Here is a 19,277-nt window from a genome sequence, read left to right as displayed (position 1 = left end):
AAATGAAGAACGCGTTAAGCATCGATCTCGAGAACTGGTACTCGAACGAGTTCCTGCTCAAGTATCTCCCGGACGACAGCCTGGATACCCAGGTGGCCGAAGCTACAGACGGGCTGTTGAAATTGATGAATAAATACGACATCAAGGCGACGTTCTTCATCCTCGGCAACGTGGCCGAGCGATATCCCGAGCTGATCAAATCGATTTACGAAGCCGGGCACGAGATCGGCTCACATGCCTATTCACACACGACGCTACCCAAGCTGGGTCCCGAAGAGTTCGAGAAAGAGCTCGAGCAGTCGACGCACCTAATCAAATCCCTCACAGGAGAACAGCCCATAGGCTTCCGGGCCCCCAGCTTCTCGATCAACCAGTCTACGAGCTGGGCATTCAAGTCGCTGGCGAAGTACGGTTACAGGTACGACTCCAGCATCTTTCCTATCAATGCGATGTTGTATGGAGTGCCCAAAGCGCCCCTGATACCATACAGGCCGAGCATCGACGACATAACTAAACACGACCCCGACGGGAAGATCATTGAGTTCCCTCTGTCGGTCATCAAGTCGATCATCAACCTGCCTGTATCCGGCGGATTTTACTTGCGCGTCCTGCCCGCGTGGTTCCTCGACTATTCCATTCATCGTATCAACAAGGACCGGCCTGCCATCCTGTACATACACCCGTGGGAGACGTACAGCAAGACGCCCCGGCTCAAGGTCCCGTTCCACGTGCAGGTCGAAGCCTACTTCGGGATCAACGGCTCGCTCACGAAGCTCGACAACCTGCTGGAAAAGCACAAGTTTACATCGATCAGGGACGTCCTGAACCTTTAATCGGATCACTATGCAGAAAGTCCTCGTAACCGACGCCCAGATGCGAAATTCCCTGGCCATCATCAGGTCCCTGGGGAAAGCCGGCCTGCACGTGACCGCAGGGGAGGCGACCAGGTTCGCCACCGGCGCTTTCTCGAAATACTGCAGAGGCAGGATCGTGTACCCGGATGCGAAGAACCCGGACGCGTTCGCCGACTTCATGTTAAAGAAGGTACAGGAAGAGCACTTCGACATGTTCATCCCGGTCACAGACTCGACGCTCATCCCGGTCATCCAGCGTAAAAAGGAATTTGCCAGGTACACGACCGTCCCCTTTCCCGACTATGACCTTATGCTTAAGGCGCTGGACAAATCGCAGACCCTGAAGATCGCCGCCGAGAGCGGCGTGCCATGCCCTAAAACCTACGCCATCGCTGACGTCGGCGAGCTCAAAGACATTAAGGATGAGCTGCAGTACCCGGTAATTATCAAGCCCCGGACGAGCTACGGGTCCAGGGGCGTCACCATGTGCCGGTCGGCGGCTGAACTGGTGACGAAATACGCGGCCGTCTCAGAAACATATCTCTCTCCACTCGTCCAGGAGTACATCCCGAACGGCGGCGAAGTCGGCGTGTATACTCTGTACAACAACGACTCGGAGCCCCGGGCCGTTTCGATCCAGCGGCGCCTGCGATCGTACCCGATTACCGGAGGCCCGAGCACCTGCCGTGAGACGATCGAGTACCCCGGGCTTGCCGACACTGCCTTCCGGCTGCTGAAGGCGATGAAGTGGCGGGGAGTCGCCATGGTCGAATTCCGAATCGACCCCAGGGATAACACTCCGAAGCTGATGGAGGTCAATCCCCGGTTCTGGGGGTCCCTGCACCTGTCCATATTATCCGGGGTCGACTTCCCGTACATGCTGTACCGGTTAGCGAAAGACGGCGATGTCAGCCCTGTTATGGACTATCGCGCAGGCGTGAAATGCCGCTGGATACTGCCCGGCGACATCCTCTGGTACCTGAGCTCGCCGGGCAAGATAAAGAACCTGCCGCAGTTTCTCGAGATTACGAACGATGACATCATCTCACTGGAAGATCCCGGCCCTACTCTGGGATTTGTCCTGGCCGCGATGCGCTTCATGTTCGACCTCAACGAGTGGAAGTTCATCATCAGAAAGCCGATCGAAAACCGATAGAACTATGCCATGCATAACACGGTAGTATTGATTCAACCCGCCCGGAGGATTGCAATATGAAATATGACCTCCATATCCATTCAATGTACTCGAAAGATTCCTTTCTCAGGCCAGAGATTATATTAAAAGTGGCAAAGAAAAAAGGCCTGGATGGAATAGCGATTACGGATCACAACACGATTAAAGGCGCTGTTGCTGCCCGAAAAATCAACTATGACCGGAATTTTACCGTAATTACCGGGGCCGAGATTAAAACCGAATTCGGGGATGTCGTAGGGATATTTCTTCAAGAAGAAGTTAAAAGCAGGCTCTTCGCTGAAGTCATCGAAGAGATAAAAGGGCAAGGTGGCTACGCGGTATTAGCTCACCCTTACCGGCAATATCCGGAGCCCGAGAGATTAGTCAATAAAGTCGATCTCATCGAGGCTTTTAACGCCCGGTCTAAAAAATTGCATAACGATCAGTCATACGATTTAGCCTTAAGAAATCATAAGCCATTTACTGCAGGCAGCGATGCGCACCTTAGTTTCGAGATCGGAAGGGGCTGTATTAGTATAAATGGTAATATACATGACTATTCTTCCGTCCGGGAAATGTCCGGGAAGGCCTCGAACTATTATCTCGTCCATGGCTTTAGTGTCATGATGGAACAAATTAAAAGGTTAGGTCATTAGGTTTAATGGCAAATTAACTACATATTTTATATTTAAAGTTTAGTAATCAATTAATAGATAAATTTAAGATAAATAAACAACTTATTGGTTATGATAGCCAATCAATTGAATTATATGGGGGTATATAGCTATGGTAAAGGCTATAAAAGCAACAAATATCCAGAATTTGCCTGTCGATATCATTTTCGAGGGCAGTGATAACATACGAAAAAGTCAAACCGATGTTACCAGTCTGAAAAATACCATTTCTGACGTCGGTCTCTTACAGCCCATCATTGTCCGTAAGTCTGGCGAAGGCTATACGATCATCGACGGTGCACGCAGGTTTCGGGCACTGAAGGAACTAAAAGTGGAAGAGCTGATCATCGGCCGGGAAGTCATCATTGACCAGGACGAGACAGAGGCAGATGCGACCTTCAAGCAGATCATCGCTAACATACAGCGAGAAGATATTAATGTTATCGAGCTCGGTCACGCGTTCGTAAAGCTGAAAGAAAAGTATGGATACAATTACAATGAGATAGCGGAAATTATCTGTAAAACACCGCACTATGTAACAGCCAAGGTTGGATTGGCAAAGCGATTAACCCCCGAACTTCAAGAAATGATCATCAGCGATTGGAACCAAATAAAATGTATTCCGAATACATTTGATGAAGATCTTGAGAAGGTTTATGAGCCAAATGTGAACGTCATCGAAGACATTGCCCGGCTGCCTGCTGAATTGCAGAAAACCGCCTATGAATTCATTAAAGAATATGCGATGGATAAAAAAGAGGCCCTTAAATACCTGAGATCACTTAAAAAGCAAGCTGAAATGCTTAAAGTGGATGATGTTGTTAAAAATGTGGCAGACACCAACTCTGCTCCGAGCGTATCCGGGCCCGTGGATAACAATGAGCTTCAGAAATACCTTAAAAAGATGGAAAGAGACCTGGAAAAGCTATCGGCAAGGATGAAGGCATCCGAGTTCATGGAGAGAAACAACGTTATACCGGAGATAGAGTCCCTGATAGAAAAATTATACGCGCTTTGCTCGGAATTCAAAGCCCATGGCTCAATTTCAAATGAAATATCTTCCGAAATTCATTAAAAATTTATTTTTATAATTAATTTATTACCAATATTTTCCTGTTCGACGGTAGATAGTAATGATTTTTTAATTAATAATTTGGACTGGGATTATTTTAGTTGGTTAATATGTACTTGATATCCAATCAGTAACTTATTTAAATGTATAAGCAAAATATAGTACCTAATAAGTAATTACAAAACGATCGATTAGTAAGTTTGGGGGTATTTATATAGCAGCAGTATCATTGCCGGATAACCCGGAATATCAACCGCCGTCTATCGGGCGAATATCGATAATTAAAAAGCACGTCGACCGGGAGTCATCTGACGCCCCGGTCAAATTTTCCTACATCCAGCCGAAGGTGATGGTGGCAATACCGTGTTATAACGAGGAAGTCGCCATCGGCAGCATCGTTCTCAGGGCAAAAAGGTATGCGGATCACGTGGTGGTCATTGACGACGGCTCGAAAGATAAGACGGCTGAGATAGCGAAGATTGCGGGTGCCGAGGTCCTCACGCATGAAAAGAACGAGGGCAAAGGCTCGAGCATCAAGGACGCTTTCACGTATGCCGAGGCTGTGGGCGCCGAGGTCCTCGTGCTCATCGACGGCGACGGGCAGCACAACCCGGATGAGATCCCCAGCCTTATCGCGCCCATCCTCAACGATGAGGCCGACATGGTTAACGGTTCCCGGTTCCTAGAGAAGGGCAACAGCGTGCCGAAGTACCGCCGCGTCGGCCAGGAAGTGCTGACGTTCGCGACGAATGTGGGCGCGAAGAAAAAGCTCACGGACACCCAGAACGGGTTCCGGGCGTTCTCCAGCAGCGCGTTCAAGGCCTTCGGCTTCAAGCAGAAAGGCATGGCGATCGAGAGCGAGATGGTCATGGATGCCGCGAACGCCAACCTGAAGATCGCCGAGGTGCCCATCAACGTGCGGTACGATGTCGACGGGTCGACGTTGAATCCCGTCAGGCACGGATTTGGTGTCTTGAACTCGGTCATCCAGTTGACTTCACAGCGGAGGCCGTTGTTATTCTTCTGTGTGCCGGGCGCCGTGCTGCTATTCGCTGGCCTGCTCATGTCGTTCTACGTGCTGGACATGTACGCGAAGACCGTTAGTATACCGACAATATATGCAATGATGGGTATGCTTTGCGTCATCATCGGGACCTTCGGCATTTTTACTGGGATAACGCTCGCATCGATTAAGAGCATAAAATCTAAATGATATTTTTTTGTGTTAGCTAAAAATTTATACTAATGAAGTAGGTATCTAATAGATTAGGTCTTTTGGAATAAAGGTAATAGAACGGGTATTGCAGGCAAAACTATGAAGATCCTGGTAACATCAATTGTAGATCTAAAGAAATCTCAGCATAACCGGCCACACCAGTTTGTTGACCACCTATCGAAAAATCATGATGTTACCGTGATTAGTATTAATGATTGGTGGAAGGGCCAACAAGACAATCTCAAAAATTATTCTAAGGATTTTAATAATCTATTTGACAGAATCCAATATATCCATTTAACTGATAGAAAGGTTAGTCCTATTATACAAGAAATGTTATCGGCACAAAGGATAAAAAAAATAATTAAAGGAAAAAAATTTGACGTCCATCTGAATTATAGCACTTTTATATCAGGATATACTGCTTCAAAAAGAATCAATACGGTTTATGATCTTGCCGATGATCAAGGCGCTATGATCAGGGAATCTCCTCAAATCCCGGTTGCTCTTCGTTATATCGGAAGCCGGTTCGGGGACTATATGATTAAGAAAAACATGGGCGCCTCAAAAATGATAACTTTGTCCACCGAAAACTTAAGAATAACATATGGGGTCAACGAAGACAGATCGATCATAATCCCAAACGGTGTAAACACAAATAAGTTTTATAATTATGGACTATCATCAAAGGCGGATCTTGGTTTTAACGGCTTTATATTAGGATACGTGGGTGTACTCAGAGAATGGATTGATTTTGAGCCAATATTCTCTGCTTTATCCGAACTGAATAAAGATATTAGAATGGTTATTATTGGTAAAGAGGGCAGATTCCAGGAAAATGTCGATCTGGCTAAAAAATATGGCATCGATGACAGGATTGTATTTACCGGGATGATACCCTATTCACAAGTGCCGAAGTACATCTCAGCAATGGACGTTTGTCTTATGCCCTTTAAGAAGGGCGCGATATCAGAAAATGCCGTCCCGTTAAAAATGTTCGAGTACATGGCTTGTGAGAAACCGATTATCTCGACCAGGCTCAGTGCGGTTGAAAAGATAGTCGGCGATAAAATTTTGTATGCTTCTGCCAGGGAAGATTATGTTAAATTGATCAGCCAGCTATATGAAAATTCTAAGATAGGAAATAATCTGGGAATCCAGGGCAGGAAATTTGTCGAAGAACAATTCGACTGGGGGAAGCTCTCCGAACGAATGGAGAAGGTTCTACTTACAGCAAGCGAATAACGTATTAATAGTGGTGGCTTTATCGTGAACGTATCAGTTATTTGCACTGTCAGAAATGAGGCAAAATCTATATCAGCGCTAATTGATACGCTCCTCGGAGGCGAACGCGCTCCTGATGAGATCGTAATAGTCGATGGCGGATCCAGCGACGACACGACCCGTATCATTGAATCATACGCTAAAAAAAATCCCTCGATTCGCTTGATCACAAAGGGTGGTGTGAACATTTCTCAGGGGCGGAACATCGCCATACAAAACGCTAAGTATGACATAATAGCTTCAATTGATGGAGGATGTATTGCCGATAAGAAATGGCTTAAAAAGCTTATCGAGCCATTCGAAAAAGACCCGACAGTCGACTATTCTGTCGGATTCTATTTGCCCGGCCCCCGGTCCAAATTCGAGGAGGTGGTGGGCGATCTACTCTTTCCTCGCCTGGAAAACGTTGATCATGAGAAAATGGCTCCGTCGGTCAAATCGATGGCTTTCAAGAAAAAATGTTGGGAAACGGTCGGGGGCTTTCCCGAATGGCTTTACTCGGGCGAAGATAATCTGTTCGTGACGAAGTTTAGAGAAAAAAGCTACAAAGACGTTTTCATCCCTGACGCTGTTGTCTATTGGAGGCCCAGATCGAATCTCAAAGGGGTGTATAAGCAATATTTCATCTATTCAAAAGGGGCTGCAGAAGCTAATATTGTCAATACAACTTTCAACCCTTACGGCAAAAGTATTTTTTCCTACTTTATTCCTCACCTTATAAAATACATGCTAACACTCATAAGAAGAATGGCGTTAATACATTTGTTATATATACCGTTTATTTTAGCCGCAGTATTTTTTGGTAAAGTTAGCGGTTTAATTGCCGGTATGAGCTCTTCAAAACAACAAACACGAGGGATTGAACGTTGAAGGTATGTCTCATCGGGCATTTTGCTGACACGCGTGACGAAGGCGTGAGAAATGTCGGAAAATCGCTCGCCAGAGAACTTGAAAAGACATCTCTCGATGTCTCTACTTTAAACATGTCTTCGTTCAGTACGTTAAAAGAGATATTTCTTAAAAGGCCGGATATCATTCACTTTGTCCTATCGCCGACCGGTAAAGGAATTATCACCGCCAAACTGATGTCTTTGCTCTCTCCCGGGTCTAAAACAATCATTTCTGCCGTTCAACCCGCAGTCCCTCAACGGGCAATTTATAAATTCGCCAGGCCCGGAATGGTCCTGGTGCAATCAAAGGATAGTGAAAGACTATTTCAATCGTTCGGATATAAAACCGGCTTCCTGACAAACGGTGTTGACATAAACAAATTTCAGCCTGTCGACGATCAAAAGAAAAGAGAGCTGCGAATAAAATATGGGCTCCCGGCAGACAAATTCGTCATACTACACCTTGCGTCTATCAAAGAGGGACGAAACCTGGGCATCTTTAAGGACCTGCAAAAAGACCCGGGCAACATTTGTCTCATCATTGGGAGAGAGAACGACCATTCAGACGAGGGAATCATCAATAGCCTCAATCAATCGGGATGTCAGGTATGGATTAAACATTTCTCAAATATCGAAGAGATATACTCACTATCGGACTGCTACCTGTTCCCTACAGTTGAAAAAACAGCATGCATTGAAACGCCTTTATCGGTTCTAGAAGCGATGGCCTGTAATCTACCGGTTATCACGACAAAATTCGGATCATTACCGGAAATGTTCGCTCAACGGGACGGCCTCTTCTTCGTAAATGGCGATGAGGACTACTACCGGTTTATTGATGCTATTAAAAACAACGGTGTTAATGTTAGAACGAGAGACCTCATAGCTAGTTACTCATCTGAAGAAATCACCAAAAAAATGGTTATGATATATGAAGAACTACTCAATGGTAGACGGGTGTCGAAGTGAGTAAAACACGGCTAATATGCTTTTTTGGCATCGACGGGTCCGGAAAAAGTACGCTATCCGGCTACTTGCGTGATGAGCTAAAGAGCAGGCAATATAACGTTACCTACACCTGGTGGCTGGAAGGTGAAAATACATTCATCAGAAAGCTTATCCGCCCCCGGCACAGCAAGGCCGGCCCCGCCTACGAGCAAAAAGCCGGCGATAAGAAGAAGTCGGTTACCAAAACCATAAAATGGAGTATCTACCAGCGAATCGTCCTTTTCGATTATCTCTTATTCGGCATCACTAAACTATGGCTGCCCCGGATGACGACAAAAAGCAGGGTACAGATCCTGGACCGGTATATGTACGATGTCATCTTTTCCTTATACAAAGAGTTCAATATGTCTGCGCGTCGAAGAGACGTTTTATTCCGGATTTATCATTTCCTGCTGCCCAAGCCTGATATTATCTTATTAATCGATGTCCCCCCGGAAGTTACATTTGAGCGGAAGAGACATGAGATTCTATCGATAGATGCGGCCAGGGCGACTTATTCGAACTACCAGGATCTGTACAAGATTATTGACTCGTTGAACCCCGGAAAAGCGATCAGGATCGATAACACCCGGGAGCTGGAAATTGTCAAGCGAGACATTTTAAATAAAGCCTTAGCTTTATTAGAAGGTGCTCATGAAGAATAAGCTGGCCATCATAGGCATCGATTCCCTGGACCCTTACGTTCTAATGCAGTACCGGGACCAGCTGCCTGTCTTCGACATGTTGATGAAAGGCAGTCCCACGCTCAAGTCAAAATCCATCTTTCCCGTGGACACGATCCCGGCATGGGCCAGCATCTACACGGGCTTAAACCCGGAAAACCATGGCATTTTCTACGTCTACGACGTCTTCGACCCGCATCTCAGCGACCTGAATAAGGTCAAGACCACGATGATTAAGGGTAAGACCTTCTGGGACTATGCAGGGCAGGCGGGCTACAGATGCGGAGTAGTTTATCCAACATTCATCTATCCCCCCTGGGAGATCAATGGATTCATGGTCAGCAAATCTCCCTTTGACAGGAGGGTGGACTGGCTCTCGACGGAAATTGATGTCGACACATACCCTAAGAGTTTAAAGGACCAGTACTCAATACCAGACAAATTCGCCAGCTTGTGGGGCGGCTTCCCAGGCGAAAAGAACCTGGTGAAGTGGGCGGAGCTCGGGAAATCGGCCCTGGATGTGGAGAAACAAGTCGGGCTCAAACTGTACAAGAACGAAAAGTGGGACCTGTTCTTCATTTACTTTTCATTGTTAGATATTATTCAGCACAGGCTATGGAGGTACTTCGACGAAAAGGACCCCATGTTTGGTAATAAAGATGGGCTTAGGCCCGTTATACTTGATTATTACAAATATCTCGACTATACTATCGGCGAATTTATTGCGATCGATCCGGAAATGCAAATGATCGTACTGAGCGATCACGGTCATAGATCCAGACCTGTTAAAACCTTTAATATTAATGAATATTTGAGGCAGAACAATTACCTGACAACAAAAGGCAACGATAAAAGGGTGATAAACGTAATCAAGGGCGTTCTCCTCGATGTTGCCACCACGCTGAACATTGAACCACTGCTGATCAAGCTGGTCGTGAAAAGTAAAAGCGCCACGAAAGCCAGCAAGTCGATTTACTCCTCGGCTGGTTCCATCGACAAAAGTAAAAGTATTGCTTATGCGTCACACTTCGCAGGCATTAAGTCATACCCCCATGGCGGAATTGAGATCAACCGATCTTCGCTCTCCAGTCAAGAATATGATCGTATAGTAAGCGAGGTCATGAAATCACTTTTAGATATCAAGACTGCCGATGGGTTGCCATTAATCGAATGGATAAAACGCAGGGATGAGCTCCCGGGAACTTATACAGATATCATTTACCCGGACATCGTCTTTGAGATGAGAAAGGATTACGGAGTTGGCTGGGATGTTCATTCACAACTTTACGGTAAATCCTATGACCATAAGGTCGCTTCAGGCGGTCATGGAGAAGATGCCGTTTTGTTAATGCGTAATATTAAAAAGGATATTGTGAAGAAAGAACTAAGCATTGTTGATACGGCGCCTACAATATTAGATATACTTGATGGAAATCTAATACAATCTAACCGCAATGGTTCTATCTTTTTACAATAATAGTAATATTTTTAATCATTTCACTTTTATATATTGTACTATCTCGCAAGTTATTTTATATTTAATTTTTAGGCCCAAAAACATTTGTCCATGACTCAGACGAACCTATGACTTGAGCAGGTATACCTCCAACTATTACATTAGATGGTGTATCCTTGACTACTACAGCATTAGCGCCTATTACAACGTTATTTCCTATTTTAACACCGCCCATAATTTTAGCACCAGATGCCACATATACACGATCGCCAATCGTAGGAAAACTCCATTTATCTTTGGGGCCCTTAGATATTAAGGTCACACCATTGTTAATAGTAAAATATTTTCCAATAACACAACGGTGTCCAATAATAACATCTCCACAGTGGTGAACACATATCCCTGGACCGATTCTTGCTCCAAGTCCAATTTGTACACCAGTAGCAATTTCTACAGGAACCCTTATTATATAATATGATAATAATAATAAATTTCTTAGCGGTTTGAATTTTATATTATCGTATATCCACATACCATATCTAAACACAATGACGGGCCATATTCCTTGTTCCAATAGACCTCTATGGTACCGAGGTAAATCTACTCGAAGATTCTCAAACATGAACTATCACAGCAGATTAAACCTTAATTATTTAAAATATTTCCTCTTGTACTTTTATAAAATAGATATATAGGCATAGCTTTCACATATTATTGTTATAATAAGAATTAGATTTATTATTTTTAATATAAATTGAACTTAGCAAAGATAAATATACCCATAACTAGACTAAACTCATATAACCATAGTTCAACACAATTAAAATATAGCGTGACGTCTATATCAAAAACATAGTAAGGGGTAGTGGAATTATAATAACACCTTTTGAGGGTAAGTAATGCCATCTTATGCTGAATCCGAGACAAATAAGGCATTCATTGCTCAATTTCCTAAAAATTTCATAGCAAATGCAGCTTATTTTATTATTAATATGATTATTGGAATACTCCTTGTGCCTTATTTTATCTCAACTCTAGGCATTGCTGCTTATGGTATTATTCCTCTTGCTACGTCAATTACGGGCTATGTTGGTTATGTTATCGGATCAATAAACTCTGCTGTCTCCCGATACCTAACGGTGGATCTCCATAAGGAAGATTACGTAGCGGCAAACCGAACATTTAACACTGCGGTATTTGGGCTTTCTGCTGTCATTCTTTTAATGACACCGGTGACGATAATAATTTCTTATTTTATCCCAAGAATCTTTAACATCCCCGTCGGACAGGAGAACGATGCCATTCTGCTCTTTCTTGGCGTTTTTGCAGCATTCATGATTCGCTCATGGTATGGTAATTTTACAGTACAACTATTTGCTTATAACCGGCTTGACTATCAAAACATCGTCAATATTATAAGCATCCTTGTACAGACAGGGTTAATCATTCTATTGTTCAAACTTTATGGCCCTAGCCTTGCTTTTGTAGGAATAGCGATAATGGTTGGTGCAATTTCTGCTTCATTTGTGGCCTTGATTTTATCAAAGAGAGTGTGTCCTCACCTTAAAATTTCAATTCATTCAATTGATAAGTCTCGACTAAAGGACCTCAGTACTATGAGTTGGTGGTCGTTGGTAAATAACATTGGTACTGTTCTATTCCTACAGATTGATCTTGTAGTTGTGAATTTGTTATTTGGAGCTACACCTACTGGACAATATGCAGTTGCTCTCCAGGTAGCAGTACTCTTACGAAGTGTAGTTAATACAATTTCAGGGGTGCTTACCCCAATGACCTTTACTTATTACGCTAAAGGTCAGGTTAATTCACTAATTAAAATGATGAAAAGCGCTGTAAAATTAGTTGGGCTTTTAATAGCTTTTCCAATCGGGCTCTTGTGTGGGTTTGCCCCTCAAATCCTGACGGTATGGGTAGGAAGTCAGTATGTCTCCCTTGCTCCTCTAGTTATTCTTATGACATTACACCTTACAATTAATCTTGCTGTAATCCCTCTTTTCTCAATTAACGTTGCTTATAATAAAATCCGGTTACCAGGGATGGTGACATTCTTGATGGGAGGTCTAAATGTTGTTCTTGCGATTTCGCTTCCTCTTGTTGCTGGATGGGGCTTCTATGGAGTAGCCGCTGCAGGAGCGATCGTACTCACACTGAAAAACGCCATTTTTACGCCATGGTATGCTTCTAAGGTAATGGGTATTAATGCATTAACCTTTATAGAACCAGTTTTACCTGGAATAATTGTTACCATTGTTCTAGCTATGTTATGTTACTTAATTGGTATCTTTGTCCCAATTACCTCTTTTATGGCACTATTATTAATAGGGAGTATCTTGGGGATTGTATACTTGATTTTTATATGGAAATTTAGCTTATCTATGTTTGAGCGTGGACTATTTAGTACCTATGTGCCAGAGCGTCTCAGGAGGGTAATCATATAAAGTCTACGGTCATCACAGAGGTTGTAAAAAAGGAACTCTGTATTGGGTGCGGTATATGTGCGGCCCTTTGTCCCACAAAAAACATCGTGATGAAGTGGAATCCTAATGGCGAGTACACACCGGTAGAGACCGATCCCTGTAACAGAGAATGTGGAATATGTCTAAAAGTCTGCCCATTCATCGATTCGGATTTTGACGAGAGTATTATTGGAAAAAATTTCTATGGATCAGTTCCAGAGATGTTGCACTGTGATGAAACTGGATACTATCTATCTACCTATGCAGGATATGCAGACGACATTCACCGCTCAATAGGTTCATCTGGTGGGATAGTAACTTGGCTTTTAGAGAAATTACTCGAAGAAAAAATCATAGATTTTGCGATTTGTGTTACTCCAAACGATGATCCAGAAAAGCTCTTCACATTTTCAATTATTAATACTCCAGAAAAACCCCGTATGGGTGCAGGGTCAGTCTACTATCCAGTTGAGATGTCGGACGTTATTAGATTTGTACTAAGTACGCCAGGAAAGTATGCAATTGTTGGTCTACCATGCTTTGTTAAAGCTATCAGACTTGCACAATTAAAAAATAAAAAATTGAATGAACGAATAATAATAACAATTGGTCTAGTCTGTGGACAAATGAAAAATAAGTATTTTACAGATTACATAGCTACCCTAGCTGGTGTTAATGGTAAAATAATGTCTGTGCGCTATAGAGAAAAAAGCCCAGATCAACCTGCAAGTAATTTTAATTTTACTTTCACTGATGATAATTACGAGGAGAAAAAAATTTTTTGGAAAGACGGTGTATCGAATGTATGGTTAAATCGTTGGTTTACGCCTAAAGCATGTAATTATTGTGATGATGTGTTTGCTGAATGTGCAGATATTGTTTGTATGGATGCATGGCTAATGGAATATTCTCATGATAGTAAAGGGACGAGTCTTGTATTAGTACGTTCACCCTTAATAGCGAATCTGATAAATACTGGCGTTGGCTCACATAGTATATCCTTAAATTCTATCCCTATTGAAAAGATAATACAGAGTCAGAGAAGTGTCATTGAAAATAAACGTCGATTTTTGGCACATAGGCTTTACCAAGATCGACGGTTGAAAAGGAAAACTCTACGAAAACGTGTGGTACCAGTAAAATTAAAAAATCCATTGCTACGACGAGAAATTGCTTTGATGGAGCGAATGCAAGTCTTGAGCAGAAATCTGTGGAATACAGCAGATACTAGCATGGAACAATTCACTGAAGGATTACAACCATATTTGAGACAGAAAAAAAATTGTGAATGTATCTCAAGAAATATCGCTCTAATCCTTCGAATGATCAGGAAAAAAACTGGGGGGTCACGCTATAATTGAAAAAAATCCTTTATTCATTCTTGCTGGAAATGGTCCATATGAGAACAGGGGCTGTGAGGCAATAGTCCGCGGTACAGTAAAAACTTTGCGGGGACATTTTAAAAACCCAAAATTTATCTGTCTTAGTCATTTCATATCCGAACAGCAATTTAATGAACAGTGCTTATGGGAGACAGATGATGCAATTACTCACATAGCTTATCATAGGTTAGACAAAAGAATAGCAATAAAAAATATTTGGAATCCAATGATTTGGTCAGGAATTTTGCATCGTTTATATAGCGGAATCCCTACCTCGTGGGGATATCACGATATGTTACCTTATTTATCAGATTCAAATGCTGTTCTTTCAATTGGTGGAGATAATTATTCCCTTGATTATGGAGTTCCAAAACGTTTCACGGACCTCGATGATTTTGTCAATAAGCGAAGTAAACCAATTATCCTGTGGGGGGTATCGGTTGGTCCATTCACAGCGATGCCTCGTTACGAGCAGTATATGAGTGACCATTTACGAAAAGTAACGGGAATCTTTGCAAGAGAATCGATCACTATTAGTTATCTCAATAATATTGGTGTCAAAAAAAATATTCACAGTTCTGCAGATCCTGCGTTCCTTTTAGATCCGGTAAAGCCCAATGGCATCGATGATTTAGTTCCTATGAATAAAGACGCAATCGGCATTAATCTTAGTCCACTCATGGCAAAATACATCACTTCTGGAGATCAAGAGCAATGGATTAAACTTTCATCACAAATTATACAAACTATAGCATTAAAAACCGAAATCCCTGTTTATTTGATTCCACACGTAACTGAAACAGGGACAAACAATAATGACTACATCTTTATGAAAAAGGTTTTATCCCTAATTCATGAAAATAAGAATATTGTATTAATCCCACCAATATTTAATGCGGCCGAGACTAAATGGATTATTAGCAGGATGACGATCTTTGCCGGTGCCAGGACTCACTCAACTATAGCTGCTTTATCATCGTGTGTTCCCACTTTGAGTTTTGCCTATAGCATTAAAGCTCAAGGAATTAATAGAGATATTTTTAACCATGCTGACTATTGTCTAGATCCTAAAGACATAAATGTTAATGGAATATATAGCTTGGTTACTTCAATGCTGAACCAGCATACATCAATTAAAAAAGAACTTGAGGAACGGATCCCGATGGTTCAGAGAAAAGCAATGAACGCCGGAATGATGCTGAAACAAATTATTGGGGAGTGTTAAGGTGCCGGCTCTCTCTGTCGTTATCCCGCTCTATAACAAAGGTTCCTATATTGCACGAGCAATTAACTCAGTACTCACCCAATCATTTCAGGACTTTGAAGTGGTGGTTGTGGATGATGGTTCAACCGATAATGGTGTAGAGGTTGTCAGGAGATTCGGTGATCCCCGGATACGTTTGATTGCGCAAGAGAATCAGGGAGTCTCAGCGGCTAGAAATAAAGGAGTCCACGAAGCAGCTACTGAGTTTATTGCATTTCTAGATGCCGATGATGAGTGGACGCCTATTCATTTAGAAACTATTCAGAGACTAAGAGAAAAACATCCTGAAGCAGGCATGTATTCAACAGCCTTTAGAATATTAACATCCGATGGTAAGCTACATTTGAATAAATATAGATGTATGCCCGAACCACCCTGGGAAGGGATAATCCCGAACTATTTTAGATCATCAACTATTGGATATACCCCAGTAAATTGTTCTAGCGTATGCATGCCTAAAAGAGTGATTGTTGAAGCCGGAGGGTTTCCTCAGGGATACTGGTGGGCGGAAGACCTTGATTTATTCGGGAGAATTGCGTTAAAACATCCAGTTGCCTTTAGCTGGCAGTTAGGGGCTATATACCATCTGGACGCTATAAATAATATTTCTTATAGAGGGTGCCCGATAGACTACGAAGAGCCATTTGTTAAGACTGCCCGTAGTGCTTTGAACAGAGGTGAGGTTTCACCAGAATTCATCGAGCCCCTCAATGAGTATATTTATGGAAGAGAAATCAGGAGAGCTATAAGAAACGTGCTTTCTGGAAATGGTAAAACTGCAGAGGCAATATTACGCCAATGTAAAACAAAACGATTTTACCGACTAAAGATGCAATGGTTAATACTAGCTAAATTACCGTATCCATGGCTATTATTCTTACAAAAGCAAAAGAACAGATTCCTAAAATAGGTTAAATCATGGTTCAAACCCGGTATGTCAGGAGTCAAATAATTAATAGTATAAAGGCTACATTTAGTGATGATTCCAATACTATCTGTGCTTTCTGGTGGGAAAGTAATAAAAACTGGGGCGATGCGCTTAATCCAATAATTATCCGGCTATTGTCAGGAAAAGAGCCAATATTGATGAATGAAAGTTCTTTTAATTTGCGTCAACGACCAGTTTATGCTGTAATTGGTAGTATATTAGATATTATCGGCGCATCTAACCGATTAATAAAAAACACTATTGTATGGGGACCAGGCTTTATTTCCGAATCAAGCAAGCTTTCGGCAACGCCAAAAAAGATTAACGCTGTCAGAGGTCCTTTAACCCGCAGTCTTTTATTAAATCAGGGTATTAATTGCCCTGAGGTTTATGGTGACCCGGCATTACTGTACCCAAAATTCTACAATCCAGAAATAAAATCCACCCATAAACTAGGGATCATACCTCACTACGTTGATAAAAGAAACAATTTTATCAACGATGCTGTTAACTATCCAGAGATAAAAATAATAGATATCGAGAGTTCAATAAACAATGTTGTTGACCAGATTTGTAGTTGTAAATATATTGCATCTAGTTCTTTACATGGGGTAATCGCTGCTGATGCTTATGGAATTCCGTCGACTTGGATAAAACTATCCGAAGGTGTAGGAGGCAATGACTTTAAATTCTGGGATTATTTTGCATCTGTAGGAAGAACTGATGAAGAACCTTTATTGATAAAAAATAAAACTACAATCGATACAATCCTTAACTCGTTCCATAACTATAAGATTGATATTGACCTGGACATGCTTCTGGAGTCTTGCCCATTTCATAATGGAAAATAAAGGGATAGATTATATTGTCTTTAGTGTAATGATTAGAATTATCTGGATTCGATAAAATGTCAGGCTATTTAAAGAATATTCTATCGCAAATCAACGACCTTAAACGGGGTCATATAAATAAAAACAATAAAATGGCTTCAGTCGATCAAACGATTACACAAAGAACTGGCAGCCTGTCCAATGCCTTTAATCACCTCAACATTTCGACCTATGACGGTAGTGGACAATGCATACACCCTTGCGTTATATGCGTGGATAGCCTCTGGAACGACTATCGTTATATTATGGTTTATACGCCCTTTCCAGACGGCGATGATCACTTCGAGAATCCTTCATTACGAGGGTCCGATGACGGTGTTGAATGGTATCAATGGGCGGACCAGCCAGACCCTATAGTACCCCAACCTTCTGTCGGTTTTCATTCGGACCCTAATATTGCATTTGCTGGCTCAACTTTATACCTATTTTATCGATATAATGATCGGCCATCACGTAGATTTTCACGTACTTTAATTAATAGAATATATTTTATTACATCGACTCATCCGGATTCCTGGACTACGCCCATATTAACTGATTTGCCCTGGATTCGATCACCATCATTCCACTTTAATGAGTTTACATGGGAATGTTGGGGACATGACATGAAAACCGGGAAAATGTTACATTTCACATCTGATGATGCCATTCACTGGATAGAAGATGGTACTGTAACATGTTATATCGAAGGCTATCGTCTCTGGCATTCGGAAATAAAAAAGATCGATGGCATCTATCAAATGTTAATGACCGCTAACACCCCGCAGGATCTTTATGAACTGTTTTTCCTATCCTCTAATGATGGGCTAAATTGGGCACTCGCTTCTTCCGATCCATTACTAAGTCCATCAATATCCGGATGGGATAATGGTAAAATATACAAATCCTCGTTTGTTAAAGTCGATGATAAATATAAAATATGGTATAGTGCCATGAGTCGTAACAACCTCTGGAATATTGGATTAGTAGATAACGTTAAGTTAGAGCCAGCCTGAATGCATAGTAATTAAATATGTAGCGATGATTATTTTCTCGAATTGACATATAATGAAGCAGGTATTATGCCACAAGTCTCTGTTATTATTCCGCTATATAACAAAGGCGCGTATATCAAACGTACACTGGACTCGGTCTTAGCCCAGTCTTTCCAGGATTTTGAAGTAATAATTGTGGATGATGGCTCGACCGATAATGGTGTCAAAATTGTCGAGGAGTTTGACGACCCTCGCATACGTTTGGTTAGGCAAGATAATCAGGGTGTATCAGCTGCGAGGAACAGAGGCGTTAATGAAGCTATAACCGAGTTAATAACATTTCTTGATGCCGATGACGAATGGACACCCATACATCTTGGAACGATTTGTACATTACGGGAGAAATTTCCTGAGGCCGGTTTATACTCGACGGTTCTGATGATGTCAATGCCTGACGGAAAAATGAAAATGAATGATTACCAGCGCATCCCCGGCCCACCATGGGAAGGGCTTATCCCCAATTATTTCGAATCCTCTGTGTATGGGGCAACTCCAATTTCTACTTCAGCCGTTGGTGTCCCTAAAAAAATATTTTTTGAAGCGGGGGGGTTTCCCAGAGGATACTCGTTTGGAGAAGATCATGATCTCTGGGGAAAAATTGCGTTGAAGTACCCAGTTGCCTTCAGTTGGAAAGTGGGTGCTATCTATCATCGAGAGTCTACGAATCGTTTATGTGAAATGAGGCCTGTTATTGATCGTGAAGAACCTTTTGTGATAACAGCCCGAACTGCCTTAGGCTCAGGATCTGTTTCGCCAGAGTTCGCCAAACACCTGAGTGAATATATTTTTAAAAAAGAAATCTTGAGGGCAACGAGGAATGTTCAATATGGAAATGGGCGGGATGCCCGAATAATTTTAAAAAATTGTAAAACAAAAACAAATTTAAAGTTAAAAATTAAATGGTATTTACTATCACTGCTGCCATATCCAATGTTCTGCTTTATAGATGAACAAAAATTTAATATAAGTACGTTTTCACATAGAATAATAGGCAACTAATTAGAAGTGCTAA

General features: G+C 42.1%; 18 protein-coding genes. 17 read left to right on the top strand and 1 reads right to left on the bottom strand.

Annotation, left to right across the window (positions count from 1 at the left end):
* The 10 genes from NC238_16290 to NC238_16245 form a co-directional block, all read left to right on the top strand.
* On the top strand, positions 1-833 hold an 833-nt coding region (locus tag NC238_16290; protein MCM1567468.1), incomplete at its 5' end, for a polysaccharide deacetylase family protein.
* A 10-nt stretch (positions 834-843) separates the two neighbouring features.
* Positions 844-2,010, top strand: a complete 1,167-nt coding sequence (locus tag NC238_16285) for an ATP-grasp domain-containing protein (protein ID MCM1567467.1) — start codon at positions 844-846, stop codon at positions 2,008-2,010.
* Between the two features lie 56 nt (positions 2,011-2,066).
* Positions 2,067-2,684, top strand: a complete 618-nt coding sequence (locus tag NC238_16280) for a PHP domain-containing protein (GenBank protein ID MCM1567466.1) — start codon at positions 2,067-2,069, stop codon at positions 2,682-2,684.
* Positions 2,685-2,814: 130 nt separating this feature from the next.
* Complete coding sequence (locus NC238_16275) at positions 2,815-3,777, top strand: ParB/RepB/Spo0J family partition protein (protein MCM1567465.1); 963 nt, start codon at positions 2,815-2,817, stop codon at positions 3,775-3,777.
* 226 nt (positions 3,778-4,003) lie between these two features.
* Positions 4,004-4,987: a glycosyltransferase family 2 protein gene (locus NC238_16270; protein ID MCM1567464.1), complete on the top strand. Its 984-nt coding sequence runs from the start codon at positions 4,004-4,006 to the stop codon at positions 4,985-4,987.
* Between the two features lie 543 nt (positions 4,988-5,530).
* Positions 5,531-6,235: a glycosyltransferase gene (locus NC238_16265; protein MCM1567463.1), complete on the top strand. Its 705-nt coding sequence runs from the start codon at positions 5,531-5,533 to the stop codon at positions 6,233-6,235.
* A gap of 24 nt (positions 6,236-6,259) precedes the next feature.
* Positions 6,260-7,144 carry a glycosyltransferase gene (locus NC238_16260; GenBank protein MCM1567462.1) on the top strand — a complete coding sequence of 295 codons (885 nt, stop codon included), beginning with the start codon at positions 6,260-6,262 and terminating at the stop codon, positions 7,142-7,144.
* Complete coding sequence (locus NC238_16255; GenBank protein MCM1567461.1) at positions 7,141-8,133, top strand: glycosyltransferase; 993 nt, start codon at positions 7,141-7,143, stop codon at positions 8,131-8,133. Before NC238_16260 ends, NC238_16255 begins: the two co-directional genes overlap by 4 nt.
* On the top strand, positions 8,130-8,816 hold the full coding sequence (locus NC238_16250; GenBank protein MCM1567460.1) for a hypothetical protein: 687 nt from the start codon (positions 8,130-8,132) through the stop codon (positions 8,814-8,816). The genes NC238_16255 and NC238_16250 overlap by 4 nt, the downstream gene beginning before the upstream one ends.
* Positions 8,806-10,311, top strand: coding sequence for an alkaline phosphatase family protein (locus NC238_16245; protein ID MCM1567459.1), 1,506 nt, complete (start codon positions 8,806-8,808; stop codon positions 10,309-10,311). Before NC238_16250 ends, NC238_16245 begins: the two co-directional genes overlap by 11 nt.
* A gap of 61 nt (positions 10,312-10,372) precedes the next feature.
* Here NC238_16245 and NC238_16240 read toward each other — a convergent pair whose 3' ends face one another.
* Positions 10,373-10,864: a hypothetical protein gene (locus NC238_16240; GenBank protein MCM1567458.1), complete on the bottom strand. Its 492-nt coding sequence runs from the start codon at positions 10,862-10,864 to the stop codon at positions 10,373-10,375.
* Between the two features lie 325 nt (positions 10,865-11,189).
* Here NC238_16240 and NC238_16235 point away from each other — a divergent pair, with 325 nt between their 5' ends.
* The 7 genes from NC238_16235 to NC238_16205 all read left to right on the top strand — a co-directional run bounded on the left by NC238_16235 (position 11,190) and on the right by NC238_16205 (position 19,264).
* Positions 11,190-12,749, top strand: a complete 1,560-nt coding sequence (locus tag NC238_16235; GenBank protein ID MCM1567457.1) for an oligosaccharide flippase family protein — start codon at positions 11,190-11,192, stop codon at positions 12,747-12,749.
* Positions 12,750-12,988: 239 nt separating this feature from the next.
* Positions 12,989-14,128 carry a Coenzyme F420 hydrogenase/dehydrogenase, beta subunit C-terminal domain gene (locus NC238_16230; protein MCM1567456.1) on the top strand — a complete coding sequence of 380 codons (1,140 nt, stop codon included), beginning with the start codon at positions 12,989-12,991 and terminating at the stop codon, positions 14,126-14,128.
* Between the two features lie 85 nt (positions 14,129-14,213).
* Positions 14,214-15,374, top strand: coding sequence for a polysaccharide pyruvyl transferase family protein (locus tag NC238_16225; GenBank protein ID MCM1567455.1), 1,161 nt, complete (start codon positions 14,214-14,216; stop codon positions 15,372-15,374).
* 1 nt (position 15,375) lies between these two features.
* Positions 15,376-16,323, top strand: coding sequence for a glycosyltransferase family 2 protein (locus NC238_16220; GenBank protein MCM1567454.1), 948 nt, complete (start codon positions 15,376-15,378; stop codon positions 16,321-16,323).
* A gap of 8 nt (positions 16,324-16,331) precedes the next feature.
* The gene (locus tag NC238_16215) at positions 16,332-17,192 is read left to right on the top strand and encodes a polysaccharide pyruvyl transferase family protein (protein ID MCM1567453.1); all 861 of its coding nucleotides are present in this window, start codon (positions 16,332-16,334) and stop codon (positions 17,190-17,192) included.
* 56 nt (positions 17,193-17,248) lie between these two features.
* Positions 17,249-18,226 (top strand): hypothetical protein, encoded by a 978-nt coding sequence (locus NC238_16210; GenBank protein MCM1567452.1) that lies wholly within the window; start codon positions 17,249-17,251, stop codon positions 18,224-18,226.
* 42 nt (positions 18,227-18,268) lie between these two features.
* Positions 18,269-19,264, top strand: a complete 996-nt coding sequence (locus NC238_16205; GenBank protein ID MCM1567451.1) for a glycosyltransferase family 2 protein — start codon at positions 18,269-18,271, stop codon at positions 19,262-19,264.
* Positions 19,265-19,277 lie beyond the last annotated feature (13 nt).

The sequence above is a fragment of the Dehalobacter sp. genome (assembly GCA_023667845.1).
Lineage (GTDB): Bacteria > Bacillota > Desulfitobacteriia > Desulfitobacteriales > Syntrophobotulaceae > Dehalobacter.
Note: the sequence above shows the minus strand (reverse complement) of the source record. Positions and strands in the feature narration are given on the sequence as shown.

Bases quoted from the DNA above. Each gene is read 5' to 3' on its own strand.
- NC238_16285 (MCM1567467.1), top strand. From the start codon at position 844: ATGCAGAAAGTCCTCGTAACCGACGCCCAGATGCGAAATTCCCTGGCC.
- NC238_16280 (MCM1567466.1), top strand. From the start codon at position 2,067: ATGAAATATGACCTCCATATCCATTCAATGTACTCGAAAGATTCCTTT.
- NC238_16275 (MCM1567465.1), top strand. From the start codon at position 2,815: ATGGTAAAGGCTATAAAAGCAACAAATATCCAGAATTTGCCTGTCGAT.
- NC238_16265 (MCM1567463.1), top strand. From the start codon at position 5,531: ATGATTAAGAAAAACATGGGCGCCTCAAAAATGATAACTTTGTCCACC.
- NC238_16245 (MCM1567459.1), top strand. From the start codon at position 8,806: ATGAAGAATAAGCTGGCCATCATAGGCATCGATTCCCTGGACCCTTAC.
- NC238_16235 (MCM1567457.1), top strand. From the start codon at position 11,190: ATGCCATCTTATGCTGAATCCGAGACAAATAAGGCATTCATTGCTCAA.
- NC238_16230 (MCM1567456.1), top strand. From the start codon at position 12,989: ATGTTGCACTGTGATGAAACTGGATACTATCTATCTACCTATGCAGGA.
- NC238_16215 (MCM1567453.1), top strand. From the start codon at position 16,332: ATGGTTCAAACCCGGTATGTCAGGAGTCAAATAATTAATAGTATAAAG.
- NC238_16210 (MCM1567452.1), top strand. From the start codon at position 17,249: ATGTCAGGCTATTTAAAGAATATTCTATCGCAAATCAACGACCTTAAA.